Here is a 14,256-nt window from a genome sequence, read left to right as displayed (position 1 = left end):
GCGTCGGAGGACGCGGCGGGGTGGCGCCCGGACGCACCGTGGGGCGCGTCACCGCCTGGGGGCGGGCCACGGCGGGGCGTTCGGACGGCAGCCGGCCCGGTTCCACGTCTCCCATGTCCACGCGGCCGCGGAAGCTGGCCCCGTCCACGATGATGACGCGGGGGGCGCGGATGTCGCCCACCATGCGGCCCTCGCGGGTGAGTTCCACGCTCTCCGTGGCGTTGATGTTGCCCACCACCACGCCGCTGACGATGGCGTTTCGCACCGCCACGTTGGCCTTCACCACGCCGGACGGCTCCACGATGAGGGTACGGCTGAGGGTGAGCTCACCCTCGACGCGCCCGCGGACCGTGAGGTCCTCGTCACCCGTGAGCCGACCGCTGATGAGGATGGAAGGCCCCACCACGGTGTTGTCGACGGAGTTGCCTGCAAGATCCTTCGCGGTCGCCACGGATCAGCGCTCCTTCATGTCCATGTCGACGTTGCCCTTGAAGGAGGCACCGTCGGCGATGAGGATGCGCGGGGCCTTGATGTCGCCCACCACGCGGCAGTCCGTCTTCAGCTCGACCTTGTCGCTGGCGGCGATGTTGCCCGTCACGCGGCCGGCGATCTCCACGTTCTGCGTCTCGATGTCCGCCTCGACGACGCCCGAGCCCTCCACGTAGAGGCTCTCCTTGAGGGAGATCTTCCCCTTCACGGTGCCCTGGATGACCAGGTCCTCGTCCCCGGAGATCTCCCCGTCGATGACGATGCTCGAGCCAATGATCGTATTCGCCATGAGTGTGTCCGCCTTCTCGAAGCTGTGCGCATGGGGGGCCGTGGGTCGGTCCCCGGTGGATGCTAGATGTCGTCCGGCAACTTCACGTCCATCTCGATGGAGCCGTTGAACACGGCGCCATCCTCGATGACGACCCGCGGGGCCTTGATGTCGCCCGCGACCTTCGCCGAGGCGTTGATGGCCACGCGCGTGGAGGCGTCGATGTTGCCGCTCGCCTCGCCGTTGATGGTCAGTTCCTCGGCGCGGATGTCCGCCTGCACCTTGCCGGTGCCTTCGATGGTGAGGTGGTTCTTCAGGGCGATCTGCCCCTCCACGCGTCCTTCGATGACCAGGTCCCCTCCGCCCGTGAGGTTGCCCCTGATGACGATGCCCTTGCCAATGATGCCCGTTTCACCCTGTGCCATGAGGTGATCCTCGCCAGCGCCTGCTCCGTCGGGAGCGGGGCGACCTGATTATGTCAGAGATGCGCGGAGATCCAGCCGGAGATGTCCTGGAACACCGTCGCGCGGTCCCGCTCGTTGAGCGGCTCGTGCCGCATGCCGGGGTACTCCTTGAACTTCTTGTCCGCCGTCCCCGCCGCTTCGAAGAAGGCCCGCGCCGCCGCCGGCAGCGCCACCCCGTCCTCCTGGCCGCACAGCACGAACAGCGGCACTTGAATCTTCGGCGCCAGCCCGAGCGTCTGGGCCTGGGCGGCCGTGGACTCCACGAACCAGCGAGGCGTGGCGAAGGGCACGTAGAGCGGGTCCGCCCCGACCGCCTTCTGGATGTCCGGGTCGGTGCTGAGCATGTCCGGGGCCAGGCCCGAGGGGACCTTCATCCACGGCACCAGGGTGCCCACCATGCGCGCGGCGAGCACCTTCGCGGCCGGCGGGGTGATGGCCAGCTTGAGGTAGGGCGCGGAGAGGATGGCGCCGGAGAGGCCCTCCAGCCTGCCGGTCAGGGCGTGCGCGGCCATCAGTCCGCCGTGGCTGTGGGCGAGCAGGAAGATCTTCTCGTTGCCCGCGGCCTTGCGCACGCGCTGCCAGAAGCCGTCCAGGTCGTCGAGGAACTCGGTCCACTTCGCGGCGTAGGCGCGCCGGCCGTCCGCGCGGCCGTGGCCCCGGTAGTCGAAGCCGTGCACGGCGAAGCCGTCCTGCACCAGTGCGTCGATGACGGGCCGGTAGCGGCCGATGTGGTCGCCGTAGCCGTGGACGATGGCGACGTGCGCGCGGGGAGCCGTGTCCGGCAGGTCCAGCGTCCAGAACAGCCGGGTGTTGTCCTTCCCGGTGAAGAAGCCTTCGTCGTGGCGGGCCATGAGCCCGGGACCTTAGCGGCCCGGCGCGGTCGAGGGTAGCGCCTTCAACTTGCGCTCCAGGGTGGTGCGCTGGTCCGCGGGCTCGGCGGCCTCCGGCTCCAGCGTCAGCACCTCCAGCGCGCGCTGCCAGGTCCGGACGGCCTCCGGGGCGCGGCCCGCCTTGAGGTACGCGTCCCCCAGGTGCTCCAGGATGGCGGGGTCGTCCGGGGACAGCTCCACCGCGCGCTCCAGGACCTCCACTGCCTTCTTCGCGTCGCCGCGCTGGAAGAGCACCCACCCCAGCGAGTCCACGTAGGCCCCGTTGTCCGGCCGGAGCGCCAGCGCGCGGCGCACCAGCCGCTCCGCCTCGTCCAGGCCCCGGCCCCGCTGCGCCATCACGTAGCCCATGAAGTTCAGCGCGGCGGAATGGTCCGGCTTCAGCGCGAGCACCGCCCGCATGCGCGACAGCGCCCCCGGTACGTCGCCCTGGCGCTCCAGCAGGGTGCCCAGGGCGAACTGCAGGTCCTGGTTCCTCGGCGCCTTCGCGACGGCGTCCCTCAAGAGCGCGAGCGCGTCCGAAGCCCGGCCCTGGCGCTCCAGCAGGATGGCCAGCGCGTCGTACGCCAGCGCCCCGCCCTCCCCCGCCAGCACCTCGCGCAGCACGCCTTCCGCTCGCGCCGCGTCCCCGCCGCGCTCCAGCGCCCGGGCGTAGCCGACGCGCACCTCCACGTCGTCAGGCGCTTCCGACATGGCCGCGCGGTAGAGCGCCAGCGCGCGCGGATGGTCTCCCGCCAGCGACAAGCAGCGGGCCTGGCGCACTCGGGCGTCGGGGAACACCTCCGAGTCCGGGGGCACGCCCGCGAAGTCCGCGGCCGCGATGGAGAAGCGGCGCGTGCGCTCCGCGACGAGCCCCGCGTAGTACGCCAGCCGGGGCTCGTCCGGCGCGTCCTTGCGCGCGGCGTCCAGCACCTCCTTCGCGGCGGCGGACTCTCCGGAGGCCAGGTAGTTGAAGGCCACGCGCACGGCGAGCTCCGGCGACGCGGAGAGCGACAGCAGCCGGTCGAAGTACGCCCGCGCCCGGGTCACCGACCCGCCCTTCAGCGCGGCACGGCCCGCGGACAGCAGCACCTCACGGCTGTCCGGATCCGCCTCCAGCGCCCGGGCCAGCGCGTCCTCCGCCTCCCTCGGCTTGCCGGAGTCCTCGTAGAGCCGGGCCAGCGTGGACCACACCTCCACGTCGCCCGGGTCGCGCTCGGAGGCCTTCGCGAGCAGGCGCTCGGCGCGGGCCGCGTCGCCGCGCTCGGCCAGGACGAGCCCCAGCCGCCGGTAGCCGGAGGCCTCTCCGGGCAGCGCGTGGGCCAGCGACTCCACGACCTTCACCGCCTCGTCGGGGTCCTTCGCGTCCAGGTACAGCTGCGACAGGACGAGGTACGCCTCCGGTTCGCGAGGGCGCAGGGCCACCGCGCGGCGCAGGTGCTGCTTCGCGCGCGCCGTGCGGCCGGACTCCAGCAACACCCGGCCCAGGAGCACGTGGGCGGCGTAGTGCGTGGGGGCCTTCTCCACGGCCCGGCGCAGCTCGCGCTCGGCGCGCTCCAGGTCGCCCAGGCGCGCGTACTCCTCGCCCAACTGGGTGAGCAGGGTCGGGTTGCCGTCGTCGGTGGCGAGCGCCAGCCGCAGCTCGTCCACCGAGGCCCGGTGGTTGCCCTCCAGGTGCATCAGCCGCGCCTGGAGGTAGTGCGCGTAGCTGGCGGACGACGCGGACGGCTCGTCGTCGCGGCTGCTCGCATCCATGGCCTCGCGCATCGCCTCGCGGTCGACGTGCGGGGCCGGGGCCTTCCTCGCGGGCGCGGCCCCCGAACCTCCGGCGGCCAGCGCGAGGCACATCACGGCGGCACGGCTGAGGAGCGGGAGCGGGCGCACGCGGGCTAGTGGACCTCGGGCGGGGGCGCCCCCAGCTTCTCCAGCAGCTTCTCCACCGGATCGCTGTCCTGGCTGACGTCCGCCATGGCGGCCCGGTACTCGATGGAGGTCACCTGCTCCACGTCCGGCATCAGGCGGTTGATGACCGTGCGCGCCGCGTCCGCGTTGCACTCGGGCAGCACCACCGCGAAGACGCCCAGCCCCAGATGGGAGATGGAGTCCGGGTGGCGCACGCGCTTGCGCATCACCTCCGCCATGTTGGGCGGCATGACGTCCAGCTCGCGGTCCGGACGCAGCACCGCCAGCGTGAGGGCGCGGTGGTAGCGCCGGCTGCGGGCCACCTCCTGCTCCAAGCGCAGGAGCAGGCCGCGGCGGTCGAGCAGGCCCGTCGCCGGATCGCTGCCGGTGCGCCGCTGCAGCGAGTTCGTCTTGTCCTGCTGTTCCTTGTCGCCCTGGCGCAGCTTGAGCGCGCGCTCGGTGCGGTTGAGCAACTCCACCGCGTTGAAGGGCTTGGCCATGTAGTCCACCGCGCCCAGGTTGAGCGCGCGGACCTTGTCGGCCACGCCCTGGTGGGCGGACAGGAGGATGACCGGGATGTGCGCCGTGTCCGACGAGGACTTGAGCGCCATGGCCGCGTCCAGGCCGTCCAGCTTGGGCAGGAACACGTCCATCACCACCAGGTCCGGCCGTGAAGCGCGCGCCTTCGCCAGGCCCTCCGCGCCGTCGCGCGCCACCTCCACGCGGTACTTCGAGCGCAGCACCTCCGACAGCACCGCCGCGATTTCCGGCTCGTCCTCCACCACCAGCACGCGCGGCTGCTCGGGCGCGGCGCCGGGCGCGGGCTGCGGCCGGGGGTTGCGCGCGGCCTCCTGCGCCAGGGGCAGCGTGAAGACGAAGGTGCAGCCGCCGTCGGCCGGGCTCTCCGCCCAGATTTCACCGCCGTGCAGCTCCACGAACTCCTTGCAGATGGCCAGCCCCAGCCCCGTGCCCTTGGGCCCGTGACGGTAGCGGTCGAAGACGAGGTGCAGCTCGTCCGGGGGAATGCCCACCCCGTTGTCGCTCACCATCACCCGCACCGCGTCGCCGTCCGGCCGCGACAGCCGCTGCGTGCGCACCACCACCACGCCCGGGTCGCTGGCGTGCTGGATGGCGTTGCTGATGAGGTTCTGCAGCACCTCGTGCAGCTTCACCTCGTCGCCAATCAGCATCAGGCTGTCGGGGCACTCGGAGCGCAGCGACACGGCCTTCTCCGCCGCGAGGATCTCCAGCTCCGCCACGGCGTCGCGGCACAGCTGCGCCACGTCCAGCACGCGGGGCTCGATGGAGAGGCGCGCCGCCTCGCCCTTGCCCTTCTCCAGCAGGGACTCGACCAGGGTGAGGATCTTCCGGCCCTGGCGGATCATCGCCTCCGCGGACTGCTTCTGCTGCGTCTCCAGCGGCCCTTCCAACAGCAGCCGGCCGTGCCCCAGGAGCACCTGGAGCGGCGCGCGCAGGTCGTGGCTGCACACCGCGATGATCTCATCCTTGAGGCGGTTGAGCTCCTTCAGGCGGCGGTTCGCGTCGTTGAGCTCGCGGTAGCGCTCCACGTACGCCAGCTCCAGGTCCTCGCGCTTCTTCTTCACCGCCGTGTGCAGGCGCGCGTTGCGGATGGAGTTGGCGAGCACACCCGCCACCGCCTCCGCGAACTCCTGCTCGTCGCGCCCGATGGACGCCTCGCCCTTGGACACGCGCAGGAAGAGCGCGCCCAGCAGGTCGTCCTGGCAGATGAGCGGCTGCACCAGGATGGACTTCACGCCTTGCGGCAACAGCGACGTGCGCACCTCCGCCATCAGCGGATCGCGCTGCGCCTCTTCAATCAGGACGGGCTGCCGCGTCTCCAGCGCGCGGCGCAGCTCCGGGTAGCGCGCCACCTCGATGTCCAGCTGGACGAGGCTGGGGTCCTCCTGCGTCGCGACGACCGTGGCCGTGCGCGCGTGGCTGCCCTCCACCAGCACCACGGAGCAGCGGTCCGTGCCCGTCACCTGGCCGACCTTCTCCACCGCGATGCGGAGGATCTCCTCCAGCTCCAGCGAGCTGGTGGCCGCCTGGGTGATTTCGAGCAGCATCCCCATGCGCATCCGGATGCGCTCCTCGCGCTCCTTGAGCCTCCAGGCGCGCAGGGCGGACTCCAGCCGGGGCACCAGCTCATCCGCGCCGCGCACGAAGTCGTCCACCGCCAGCCGCTTGAAGGCCTCCGCCGAGCGCGCGCGGCCCTGATCCACCAGCACCGGCAGGCGCTGGAGCTTGTCCGTCTTGCGCACCGTCTCCAGCAGCTCCGCCGCCCGCTTGGCCGTCACCGCCAGGAGCACCACCTCCGGCTGGAGCTGATCCACCATCTCCGCCAGCCCGGTCTCCCGTTCCGTGGATGCGCACTGGTAGCCACTCGCCGTGAGCCGCTCCACCAGCGCGTCACCCGCGGCCTTCGCCGCGAGCACCAGCACCCGCCCCCGCTGCTCAGACGACAACATCTCGATCCTCACGGCGCGCCTCCGCCCCGCCCAGACAGGGAACGACGTCGCGGAAACCCGTTGGGTGCGAAAGAGGTCATGGTCGATTCCGGATCATGCCGTCTAACCCGTCCGCGGGCCAGCAGATGAACAGGGCTCTCCTCAAGCGAGAGGGGTGGGAAAAGGCGCGCGACGTATACCCCGGACCGGTGTTCTTCCTCCGGAATCCCGCACGCGCGTGATGGTCCGATGACCGGAAACCGCCCGCCCACCCCCTTGTAGGGGTGGAATCCCACGAAAACAGTCAGGCTGTCACTTTCTTCCAACACCATCCTTCCCGTCCGGTTGGCGGCTGGGCGGGCGGGCAGGCGCCGGGCGGGGATTTTCAGGGGTTCTCTCGATCAGGACTCCGGGGGAAGGGCCCTGGGACGTGGCCCCGCCCGCTTCCCGAGGGAGCGCGGTAGAGTGCGAAACCATGCACTCCGTCCCTTCGCGCCCGTTCGCGCCGCGGGCCTTCCTGGCCTTGCTGACCCTCTGTGCTTCCGTGTTCGCCGCCTGTGGTGGTGAGAAGCCGGCTCCCATTCCGGACCCGCCGACGGTGACACTCACCGTGCCGCAGCCGAACACGGCGGCCCCGTCGCTGACGGTGCGGGTCATCGTGTCCGGGTGTGACTCCGTGTCGCGGGTGGACATCTACGACCGGGACACGTTCCTGAAGACCGTGCCCTACACCAGCGGGTCCATGGACTTCGAGCTGGCCCAGAATGAGATCAAGTACACCCGCGGGCTCGCCGTCAGCCTGTCGCTCAACGCGCGGGCGACGTGCGCGGACGGCCGGACGAACTCGTCCCAGCCTCAGCCGGCCACGTTCCTGCCGGTGACGAAGGTCATCAAGGATCCGGATCCCAACGGCCAGGTGGTGACGGACTTCTTCACCGCCGAGGGCAGCGGCACGAACGTCGCCTTCATCGGGTGCGGCATCACCACGACCGGCACCGGCACGCTCTACCGCGTGGACTCGGCGGGCGTGGTGAGAAACTCCCTGGAGATGCAGATCCCCTGCAGCGCGGCCACGGTCGTCACCGAACTGAATCCGACCAGCAACAAGCGCTGGGTGTGGACCCCGGGCTTCGGCGCGATCGCCGTGGACTCGAACTTCGTCGTCTCGGGCAAGACGGCGCCGTCCTACAAACTGAAGAACCTGTCCGTCATGAGCAACGGCGACGCGCTCGTGAGTGACGGTCCTACCGTGTCGCGGCTCCAGCACACTGCGACGGGCGGCACCTTCCAGTGGACCTACCAGCAGCCGTGGGCGCCCGTGGGGCCGGCGAAGCAGGTGGCCGAGCAGGTCCTCATCCCCATCGTGCGCGTGCCCCAGGTGTCGACCGGGCTCCTGGTGGAGCTGGTGGTGGTCACGGTCGACGCGACCAAGACGGGGAGCATTCCCGCGGTCAGTGAGCGCACCATCCTGCAGTTCACGGGCGCGGTGGAGCATCCCCCGCTCACTGCGTTCAACACCGACGGCTCGGTCATCTACATCTCCTTCCCCTTCAACAACAACCAGGCGCGCGTGCAGGCGTGCCTGACCTCACAGGACGGCTGCGAGGGCTCGGCGCACAAGTGGGATTCGCAATTCTTCCCCGTGGAGATCCAGGGCGTGTTCCCCTACGCGGCGGGCTCGCGGCTGGCCATCGTGGGCCTGCAGCGCGTCTGGTTCCTGGACAGCGAAAACGGCCTCGTCGCCAACAAGGGCGGCACCTCCGTGGACGCGTCCGGCCAGTTGCTGATCCTCCAGGTCCAGATGGGCCGCGCCACCAGCTCCGAGTTCTACATCCTGGCCGGCCCGGCCCCGGGTTCCTCCGGCCTGCCCACCATGCCCCAGGAGATCATCGCGGTGGACACCGCCGAAAAGGGCGAGCTGTTCCGCTACGAGGTCTCCAGCAGCCTGTCCTGCTCCGTGGATGACAGCGGGCGGCTGTGGATGCGCCTGGGCAACAACCTGGTCCAGGCACTCACGCTGCCCGAATACCGCGCCGTCAAGCCGTGACGGCGGCCCTCAGGGCCTGTCGGCGACGAGGAGCGCTTCCACGTTGCCGGCGGGCCCGGGCACGGGTGAGTCCATCACCCCACGAACGCTGAGCCCGTGCTCGCGCACGAACGCCGTCACGGTGTCGATGGCGTCCTGCCGCGCTTCCGGGTCGCGCACCACGCCGCCCTTGCCCACCCGCTCCGGCCCCACCTCGAACTGGGGCTTCACCAGGGCGATGAGCAGGCCGCCCGGTGAGAGGAACGGCAGCACCGACGGCAGCACCTGGGTGAGCGAGATGAAGCTCACGTCGATGACGACCACGCCCACCTTCTCCGGCAGGTCCTCGTCCGTGAGGTAGCGCGCGTTGACCCGCTCGCGGGAGCGCACGCGCGGGTCCACGCGCAGCTTCTCGTGCAGTTGGCCGTAACCCACGTCGATGGCGTGCACCCGCACCGCGCCGTGCTGGAGCAGGCAGTCGGTGAAGCCGCCGGTGCTGGCGCCGATGTCCGCGCCCACGCGGCCCGTCACGTCCAGGCCGAAGCGGTCCATGGCCGCCTTCAGCTTGAGGCCTCCGCGCGACACGTACGGCAGCACTTCGCCCTTGAGGCGCAGCTCGGCCTCCACGGGGACCAGGGAGCCGGGCTTGTCCACGCGCTGATCCGCCACCACCACCTGGCCGGCGAGGATGAGCGCCTGCGCCTTGGTGCGCGACTCGGCGAGCCCGCGCTCCACGACCAGCACGTCCAGGCGTTCCTTCTTCGGCTTCACCGGCTCTCCTCTCCCAGCAGCGCACGGCCCGCGCGCCGCAGGCCCGCCGCGTCCAGTCCCAGCTGCGTGCGCTGCACCCGCGCGTCCCCGTGCGGCAGGAAGACATCCGGCATGCCCAGGAGCGTCACCCGGGGGGACACGCCCGACGCGGCGTACAGCTCCAGCACCGCGCTGCCCAGGCCGCCCCGCACGGTGCCCTCCTCCGCCACCACCACGTGCCCGCCCGCCGCGGCCTCCAGGAGCGCGGCCTCATCCAGGGGCCACGCCCGGCGCGCGTCCAGCGCGCTCCAGTCCGGCTCGCTCCGCACGGCCTCCAGCGCGGACAGGCCCAGCGGGCCCAGCGTCACCAGCGTCAGCCGCGAGCCGGCCACGCGCTTCAGCCAGCGGGCGCCCGACACGGACACCTCGGACTCCGTTCGCGCCAGCTCCGGCGGGAGGTCCGGCAAAGTGCCGCGCGGGAAGCGCAGCACGGAGGGCCCGGGGGCCTGGAGCGCGGTGGCGAGCATGGGCCCCAGGTCCTCCCCCACCACCGGGGCCCACTGCGTGAGGCCCGGCAGCGGCCGGAGGAAGGACACGTCGTAGGCGCCCTGGTGCGTGGCGCCGTCCGCGCCCACGAGCCCCGCCCGGTCCACCGCGAAGACGACGGGCAACCCCGGCAGGCACACGTCGTGGACGATCTGGTCGTACGCGCGCTGGAGGAAGGTGGAGTAGATGACGCACACCGGCTTCGCGCCCGCCGCGGCCAGCCCCGCGCAGAACGTCACCGCGTGCTGCTCCGCGATGCCCACGTCGTGCACGCGGTCCGGGAAGCGCGCCTTCAGGCCGGTGAGCGCGCTGCCCTCCAGCATCGCGGGCGTCACGGCCACCACGCGAGGATCCCGCTCCAGCGCATCACCCAGCACCTGGGCGAAGGCCTCGCTGTACGTGGGCCGTCCCCCGCGCGAGCGCACCAGCTTACCGTCGCGCCACTCGTACGGCCCCATCGCGTGGCCGCGCGTCTGCTCGTCGGCCTCCGCGGGCGGAAAGCCCCGCCCCTTCTTCGTCAGCGCGTGCACCACCACCGGGCGCGATGACGCCTTCGCCTCGCGCAGCGCCCGCGTGAGCGCGCCCAGGTCGTGCCCGTCCACCGGGCCCAGGTAGGTGAAGCCCAGCGACTCGAAGAAGGCGCGGGCGTTGCGCGTGCGCAGGAGCGCGGGGATGGCGCCCACGTTCGCGCTGATGGACATCTGGTTGTCGTTGAGCACCACCACGAGCGGCAGCGGGCTGCCCCCCGCGTTGTTGAGCCCCTCGAAGCTCAGGCCCCCGGTGAGCGCGCCGTCGCCCACCACCGCCACCACGTGGCCCGAGTGGCCCAGCTGCCGCCGGCCGGAGAGCAGGCCCAGCGCCGCGGAGATGGCCGTGCACGCATGCCCGGCCGCAAGCGCGTCATGGTGGCTCTCCCGCGGATCCAGGAACGGCGCGATGCCGTCCGCCTGCCGCAGCGTGTGCATGCGGTCGCGCCGGCCGGTGAGCAGCTTGTGCGCGTACGCCTGGTGCCCCACGTCGAAGAGGAGCGCATCCTGCGGCGTGTGGAAGACGCGGTGCAGGGCCACCACCAATTCCACCGCGCCCAGCGACGCGCCCAGGTGGCCGCCCACGCGGCCGCACGTGGTGATGATGGCCTCGCGCAGCGCCTCGCACAGGCCGGGCAGCGCGTCCTCGGGGAGCGCGCGCACATCCGCGGGAGACGCGACACCAGACAGCACGTCCGCCATCAGGACTTCCGCTCCACCGTGTAGCGCGCCAGCGCCGCCAGCGGACCGTCCACGCCCTCCAGCGGGCGCACCGCCGCCTCCGCCCGGGCCACCAGCTCATCGGCCATGCGGCGCGACTCGTCCAGCCCCACCACCGCCGGGAAGGTGAAGCGCCCGGCCTCCGCGTCCGCGCCCACCGGCTTGCCCATGGCCTCCGCGCTGGAGGTCACGTCCAGCACGTCGTCGGCGATCTGGAAGGCCAGGCCCACCGCTTCACCGTACGTCACCGCGCTCACGAGCGCCGCCGCGTCGCCCCCGGCCGCCAGGACGCCCATCCGGCACGCCGCGAGGATGAGCGCGCCCGTCTTCATCCGGTGCAGCCGCAGGAGGTAGTCCAGCGTCGCGGTCCGGTCCGCCGCGATGTCCAGCACCTGCCCGCCCACCATCCCGCTCGCGCCCGCCGCGCGCGCCAGCTCCACGCACAGGATGCCGCGCACCGGCTCCGGCCCTCCGGCGAGCACGTGGAAGGCCTCCGTCAACAGGCCGTCTCCGGCCAGCAGCGCCAGCGGTTCGCCGTAGACCTTGTGGCTCGTGGGCAGGCCCCGGCGCAGGTCGTCGTTGTCCAGGCAGGGCAGGTCGTCGTGCACCAGCGAATAGGTGTGCACGTACTCCAGCGCGCACGCCGCGTCCGCCACCACGGCGTTGTCGGTGCTCGCCTTCGCCACCGCGTCCGCGAAGGCCAGGCACAGCACCGGGCGCAGGCGCTTGCCGCCCGCGAGCAGCGAGTAGCGCATGGCCTCCGCCAGCCGCGGCGGCGTGCCCTCGGGACCCAGGCGGTCCGCGCGTTCGAGCAGGAGCGCCTCCACTCGCGACTGATGCGTGCGCATGAAGGGTTCCAGGTTGAAAGCGGCCATCGGCGTCAGGGCTCCTTCGCCACGTCAGCGGGGATGAGTTCGCGGATGCGCTTGACGAGCGCGTCCAGCTCCAGCGGCTTCACGAAGTAGTCGGCCGCGCCGACCTCCATGCCGCGCCGCTTGTCCTCCGGGTCTCCCCGCCCGCTGATGAAGATGATGGGGATGTCCCGGAACTGCTTGTTCTGCTTCACGGCCTGACACAGCTCGAAGCCGTTGATCCAGGACATGTTCACGTCCAGGAGGATGGCGTGCGGCCGGTGCAGCTCGAGCGACGCGACGAGCCGCAGGCCATTGGCCGCGGACGTGACCTCGAACCCCTCGGCCCCCAGGGCCTCGGCGAGCAGCTCACGCGTGTCGCGGTCGTCATCGACAATCGTAATCTTCGGCTTCGACATGCCCGGCCTCCGCCCTTCCCCTGATGCCTAGAACGGGACATCGTCCTCCGGTGGCGGACGCGCCTGCGCGGTCGTCCGGGGGGCAGCCTGGGGAGCGGGCCGGGCCGCCACCGCCAGCGGCGCCACCACGTCCTGGCCGTCCTCGTCCACCAGCAGCTGCTCGATTCGCTGCTCGGCCTCCGTGAGCAGCTTCTCGCCCCGGCGGACGAGGCGGATGCCCTCCTCGAACGCCTTGAGCGACTCTTCCAGTGACAGGTCGCCGCCTTCCAGCCGCGCCACTGTCTCTTCCAGGCGCGACACCACGTCCCCGTACTGCTCCGGGGCGGGCTCCACCTTGGGGTTCTTGTCCGACTTCGCCACGGCCATCCACCTCTCCCCGAGCGGGGCGCGGAATGTAGAGGGTGGCCCGCTAGCAGTCCACCGGGCCTTTCAGGCTGGTAACGGTCGCTTCGATTTCTTCACACCCTCCCAGGGTTTTCGCCCCGTGGGCCGCCAGCTTGATGCCCAGCACGTCCCCCACCACCACGTCCGCCATGGAGCGCACCACGACGCCGTCCCGCTGGCGGAACGTCACCGCGTAGCCGCGAGACATCACCTTCAGGGGGCTCAGGGCGTCCAGGCGGCCCCCCAACCGTCCGAAGTGCGTCTGCGCGGAGGCCAACATGCCCCGCTGCAGCTCCAGGAGCCGCGAGCGCGCCTGGGCCACCTTCGCCCGCTCGGCCGCCACCCGCGCCGTGGGGGATTGCCGCTCCAGCCCCAGCCGCGCGTCCGCCAGCGCGCCCCGCCGGCGGGTGACTCCCGCGCGCGCCGCCTCCGACAGGCGCATGGCCAGCTTGAGCAGGTGCGCCCGCTGCTCCGACAACCGCGTCTGGGGCCGCGCCCGCTGCAGCCGCTCCTGAAGGGCGCGCAGCGTCTCCCGGTGCTCGCGCGTGCGGGGCCGCAGCACGCGCATCATCGCCTCCACCTGTTCGGACAGGTGCAGGCGCTGGTGGTTCACCTCGCGGCGAGGGTCCGGCAGCCGCGCGCGAAGCTGGCCCTGGCGCCCGCGAAGCTCCAGCACCCGCCGCTCCATGGCCCGGCGCAGCCGGCCGGACTGCGTGGCCAGCGTCAGCTCCAGGTCGGCGAGAACCGGGGCCAGCCGCTCCGCCGCCGCGCTGGGCGTGGGCGCGCGCAGGTCCGCGACGAAGTCCGAGATGGTGAAGTCGATTTCGTGGCCGATGGCGGACACCACCGGCACCGGCGAGGCGAAGATGGCGCGCGCCACCCGCTCCTCGTTGAACGTCCAGAGGTCCTCCACGGAGCCTCCGCCGCGCGTCACGACGATGACGTCCACGTCGGTGCGCGAAAGCCGCTCGATGGCCCGCGCCACGTCCTCCGCGGCGCCCTCGCCCTGCACGCGCGCGTCCGCCAGCAGCACGCCCAGCCGGGGGTTGCGCGAGTGCAGCACGCGCAGGAAGTCCTGGAGCGCCGCGCCGGTGCGGCTGGTGACGACGCCGATGCGCCGGGGCAGGAACGGCACGGGCCGGGGCGGCCGCACGCGCCGGTCGCCGATGAGCCCCTCCGCCGCCAGCCGCTGCTTGAGCTGCTCGAACGCGAGCGCCAGCGCACCCTCGCCCACCGGCTCCAGCCGGGACACGATGAGGCTGTAGCGGCCCTGCGGCTCGTACAGGTCCACGCTGCCCTCGGCCACCACCTCCATGCCGTCGCGCAGCGCGAAGCGGATCCGCCCCGCCATGGACGCCCACACCTTCGCGTCGATGGAGGCGTCCGCGTCCTTGAGCGTGAAGTACCAGTGGCCGCGCGCGTTGGCGCCGCGGAAGCTGGACACCTCGCCGCGCACCAGCACGCGCGGGAAGCGCGACTCCACCGTCTGCTTGATCTGCCGGGTGAGCTCGCCCACCGACAACACCGTGCGCTCCGGGCGCGGCGGCGGGGTGACGGCGGCCGGAGCGCACGGTGT

Annotated in this window: 12 protein-coding genes and 1 pseudogene; 1 reads left to right on the top strand and 12 read right to left on the bottom strand. The window is 72.0% G+C overall.

Features of this window, described 5'->3' with window-relative positions; genetic code table 11:
• From bacP to D7Y21_RS35260, 6 genes and pseudogenes are all read right to left on the bottom strand, one after another.
• Nucleotides 1-451 (bottom strand): annotated as a pseudogene (gene bacP / locus D7Y21_RS35285) (bactofilin BacP); the annotation flags it as partial.
• 3 nt (nucleotides 452-454) lie between these two features.
• Entirely contained in the window at nucleotides 455-778 is a 324-nt protein-coding gene (locus tag D7Y21_RS35280; RefSeq protein ID WP_120565586.1) for a polymer-forming cytoskeletal protein, read from the bottom strand.
• 62 nt (nucleotides 779-840) lie between these two features.
• Nucleotides 841-1,182: a bactofilin BacN gene (bacN, locus tag D7Y21_RS35275; protein ID WP_120537550.1), complete on the bottom strand. Its 342-nt coding sequence runs from the start codon at nucleotides 1,180-1,182 to the stop codon at nucleotides 841-843.
• 53 nt (nucleotides 1,183-1,235) lie between these two features.
• On the bottom strand, nucleotides 1,236-2,072 hold the full coding sequence (locus D7Y21_RS35270; protein ID WP_121718022.1) for an alpha/beta hydrolase: 837 nt from the start codon (nucleotides 2,070-2,072) through the stop codon (nucleotides 1,236-1,238).
• A 12-nt stretch (nucleotides 2,073-2,084) separates the two neighbouring features.
• Nucleotides 2,085-3,971: a tetratricopeptide repeat protein gene (locus tag D7Y21_RS35265; protein WP_370039715.1), complete on the bottom strand. Its 1,887-nt coding sequence runs from the start codon at nucleotides 3,969-3,971 to the stop codon at nucleotides 2,085-2,087.
• A 5-nt stretch (nucleotides 3,972-3,976) separates the two neighbouring features.
• Complete coding sequence (locus D7Y21_RS35260; protein ID WP_120565706.1) at nucleotides 3,977-6,475, bottom strand: ATP-binding protein; 2,499 nt, start codon at nucleotides 6,473-6,475, stop codon at nucleotides 3,977-3,979.
• Between the two features lie 457 nt (nucleotides 6,476-6,932).
• Between D7Y21_RS35260 and D7Y21_RS35255 the strand changes: the two genes are divergently transcribed.
• Nucleotides 6,933-8,504 (top strand): hypothetical protein, encoded by a 1,572-nt coding sequence (locus D7Y21_RS35255; RefSeq protein WP_121718021.1) that lies wholly within the window; start codon nucleotides 6,933-6,935, stop codon nucleotides 8,502-8,504.
• A gap of 9 nt (nucleotides 8,505-8,513) precedes the next feature.
• Here the strand turns inward: D7Y21_RS35255 and D7Y21_RS35250 are convergent, their stop codons facing one another.
• The 6 genes from D7Y21_RS35250 to xseA form a co-directional block, all read right to left on the bottom strand.
• Nucleotides 8,514-9,254 (bottom strand): TlyA family RNA methyltransferase, encoded by a 741-nt coding sequence (locus D7Y21_RS35250; protein ID WP_120565589.1) that lies wholly within the window; start codon nucleotides 9,252-9,254, stop codon nucleotides 8,514-8,516.
• A complete protein-coding gene (locus D7Y21_RS35245; RefSeq protein WP_121718020.1) occupies nucleotides 9,251-11,008 on the bottom strand; it encodes a 1-deoxy-D-xylulose-5-phosphate synthase in 1,758 nt (585 codons plus the stop codon). The genes D7Y21_RS35250 and D7Y21_RS35245 overlap by 4 nt, the downstream gene beginning before the upstream one ends.
• Nucleotides 11,008-11,901: a polyprenyl synthetase family protein gene (locus D7Y21_RS35240; RefSeq protein WP_120565591.1), complete on the bottom strand. Its 894-nt coding sequence runs from the start codon at nucleotides 11,899-11,901 to the stop codon at nucleotides 11,008-11,010. Before D7Y21_RS35240 ends, D7Y21_RS35245 begins: the two co-directional genes overlap by 1 nt.
• Nucleotides 11,902-11,906: 5 nt before the next feature.
• Nucleotides 11,907-12,296, bottom strand: coding sequence for a PleD family two-component system response regulator (locus D7Y21_RS35235; RefSeq protein ID WP_120565592.1), 390 nt, complete (start codon nucleotides 12,294-12,296; stop codon nucleotides 11,907-11,909).
• A 27-nt stretch (nucleotides 12,297-12,323) separates the two neighbouring features.
• Nucleotides 12,324-12,662, bottom strand: a complete 339-nt coding sequence (gene xseB / locus D7Y21_RS35230; protein WP_120565593.1) for an exodeoxyribonuclease VII small subunit — start codon at nucleotides 12,660-12,662, stop codon at nucleotides 12,324-12,326.
• A 43-nt stretch (nucleotides 12,663-12,705) separates the two neighbouring features.
• The coding region (xseA, locus tag D7Y21_RS35225) for an exodeoxyribonuclease VII large subunit (RefSeq protein ID WP_121718019.1) at nucleotides 12,706-14,256 on the bottom strand (1,551 nt) is incomplete at its 5' end.

Origin of the sequence: Corallococcus sp. AB045 (assembly GCF_003668895.1) — a bacterium.
Lineage (GTDB): Bacteria > Myxococcota > Myxococcia > Myxococcales > Myxococcaceae > Corallococcus > Corallococcus coralloides.
Note: the sequence above shows the minus strand (reverse complement) of the source record. Positions and strands in the feature narration are given on the sequence as shown.

What these genes read in the sequence shown, in the direction of transcription:
- D7Y21_RS35240 (WP_120565591.1), bottom strand. Translation starts at nt 11,901, where the DNA reads ATGGCCGCTTTCAACCTGGAACCCTTCATGCGCACGCATCAGTCGCGA.
- D7Y21_RS35280 (WP_120565586.1), bottom strand. Translation starts at nt 778, where the DNA reads ATGGCGAATACGATCATTGGCTCGAGCATCGTCATCGACGGGGAGATC.
- D7Y21_RS35245 (WP_121718020.1), bottom strand. Translation starts at nt 11,008, where the DNA reads ATGGCGGACGTGCTGTCTGGTGTCGCGTCTCCCGCGGATGTGCGCGCG.
- D7Y21_RS35255 (WP_121718021.1), top strand. Translation starts at nt 6,933, where the DNA reads ATGCACTCCGTCCCTTCGCGCCCGTTCGCGCCGCGGGCCTTCCTGGCC.
- D7Y21_RS35235 (WP_120565592.1), bottom strand. Translation starts at nt 12,296, where the DNA reads ATGTCGAAGCCGAAGATTACGATTGTCGATGACGACCGCGACACGCGT.
- xseB (WP_120565593.1), bottom strand. Translation starts at nt 12,662, where the DNA reads ATGGCCGTGGCGAAGTCGGACAAGAACCCCAAGGTGGAGCCCGCCCCG.
- bacN (WP_120537550.1), bottom strand. Translation starts at nt 1,182, where the DNA reads ATGGCACAGGGTGAAACGGGCATCATTGGCAAGGGCATCGTCATCAGG.
- D7Y21_RS35270 (WP_121718022.1), bottom strand. Translation starts at nt 2,072, where the DNA reads ATGGCCCGCCACGACGAAGGCTTCTTCACCGGGAAGGACAACACCCGG.